At 56.2% G+C, this 2,004-nt stretch carries 3 protein-coding genes and 1 pseudogene; 3 read left to right on the forward strand and 1 reads right to left on the reverse strand.

The window, feature by feature from the left end:
- The 3 genes and pseudogenes from EN750_RS39170 to EN750_RS31740 all read left to right on the forward strand — a co-directional run.
- Positions 1-651 (forward strand): annotated as a pseudogene (locus EN750_RS39170) (hypothetical protein); the annotation flags it as partial.
- A gap of 27 nt (positions 652-678) precedes the next feature.
- Positions 679-1,275, forward strand: a complete 597-nt coding sequence (locus EN750_RS31735; protein ID WP_127267587.1) for a hypothetical protein — start codon at positions 679-681, stop codon at positions 1,273-1,275.
- A 42-nt stretch (positions 1,276-1,317) separates the two neighbouring features.
- Complete coding sequence (locus EN750_RS31740; RefSeq protein WP_127399058.1) at positions 1,318-1,665, forward strand: hypothetical protein; 348 nt, start codon at positions 1,318-1,320, stop codon at positions 1,663-1,665.
- A 47-nt stretch (positions 1,666-1,712) separates the two neighbouring features.
- Here EN750_RS31740 and EN750_RS31745 read toward each other — a convergent pair.
- A partial coding sequence (locus EN750_RS31745) for a SapC family protein (protein WP_145968105.1) occupies positions 1,713-2,004 on the reverse strand: 292 nt, incomplete at its 5' end.

Raw genomic sequence — 2,004 nt, forward strand, 5'->3', positions numbered from 1 at the left:
GGGAACCTCTACATAGCCAATCAACTCTCTCGCTTTTCGGAATTTTCACCGCACCGCCAGATACGCGAGGCCAACAACAAGCTGACGATGGCCGATTTCGCGGACGGCTGGACCGACGAGCATGCCTTGTCGCAACCTCTAACGGGTGCCGTCTTCGACATTCTGGTCGATGTCTTTCACGAGAGCTTGGTGGATCGAGGACTGATTTCGCCGGAGGCCGAAGATCTTGCCGACCTCGCCGAAATCTATCCAACCGCCGAGGCGCCGCTCCAGCAAGTCTTTGACCGCGATTTCACGCGCAATCCAGACGGTTTCGTCGAAGCGCTGCTCGACGCGCGCGATATCGTGGGTGCCTATCTCGCCGAGACGCTGTGGGCTCTCGCCCCGGATTTCCTGGACTATCGTGACGTGGCGAGAACGATGCTCGCGGTCGACGACCGTGTGACCGGAGGAGAACTATCAAGCATCATCTTCCGGGATTTCGACCGAAGAGGGATTTTTCGCTACCGTGCCGGGCCTCGCCTGACGAAGCCAGACCGAAAGAGCCATGTTCATGAGGGTCGAACCGCTCGTCCACGGGATCAGGTGCGTCTCCCGGATATGAGCTATTTCGAGAAATATTGGATGTCCAGAAGTGGCGCCGAGCTTTGATCGACATTGCAGAGGATGGGGTGATCCATGATAACTGAAACCATTTTAAATACCTCGGCCATACACTTGTTCGGTAGAGTTCTTGAAGATTTGAAGCTGAAGAAGAGGATCGATGGGGGACGGCCTCCAAGACCTGGCAATAACAGATTCCTGCAGAACCAGATCGACGCCTCCGGCAGCCTGCTGGCAAGGATCTATGCGTTCACCTTCGAGGCGCAGTTCTACGAGCTGGCCAGACCGACCATACTTCTTGTTCATGGGCCTGGCACCGCGGTTGATTATCCAGCTCCGGCGGACACCGATCTGAAGGTCATGAGCCGCGGTCCAAGCGACCCTGCCTATACCGGACTGTCATCGCAGATAGGCTCATTTGCCCGCGGAATGCAGGTCTGGGTGTACGACAAGAGTGACCTGACAATGCGGCTGGAGCTCGACACGGGAACGCTCGAAGATGTTCTGTTGGGTGCAGAGCTGGACCCGCATTCGTTTGGCCGGTCGGGTGGAGCAATGGGAAGATCTGGTGGTGCGATGGGGCGATCGGGCGGCGCCATGGGCAGGTCTGGCGGTGCGATGGGGCGGTCCGGTGGCGCCATGAACCGCAACGGGCGCGGCGATCTCGACTAGCGTTCCCGATTGTCATTTGAGAATGCCAAAGGGAGATGGATCATGGCAAGAGTAGATATAGTGCGCGTCGATACACCTGAAGGGAATGCTGTAAGAGCCGGAGAGCCGATTACTGTGAGCGTGACGGTCTCCCCAGACCGCGGCTGGTTTAACGACACAGAGTACTTGGTAATCGACTTTATTTATGCTGACACTTCAGACATAGCCTCATGTTTATTGATCAACGACAACGACATTAACATCGAAGACACAACAACAATTAACTTTAAGCTTAAAGCGGAATCCGGCGCTCTGACCGGAGAATACTATGTTCGGATCACAAATAATTACTTCGAGGAGACCATCGTAAGCGGCCCTGAAGACGGAACTATCACTGTTTCCTCAAGTTAATCACTTGCGCTGTTGTCACGATCAATCTAGTGCGTGCCAGGGTGAAATCAGCTCGCTGGCCGCCCCGCCTTCCGCAGCGACGCCTGATGCACCAGCGAGGTCCAGCTGTTGGTCGAGGCGAGATGGCAATAGAGCAGGCCGAGCGCGCCGGATTTGCGCAGGTCGAGAAACGCCTCGTCGCTCAATTTGTTGAAGGCCGGCTCGTCGATCACCTGGAAATCGGTGAGGTTGAGCACCTCGCCGCCTTCCAGCGTCACCTTGCTCTGGCGAGGCGAAAACAGGCCGTGCGCATCGATCTTTTCGACCATCTCGCGGGTGGCTCTGAAATCGATCTGAAAC

The sequence above is a fragment of the Mesorhizobium sp. M7A.F.Ca.ET.027.03.2.1 genome, from assembly GCF_003999175.1.
Lineage (GTDB): Bacteria > Pseudomonadota > Alphaproteobacteria > Rhizobiales > Rhizobiaceae > Mesorhizobium.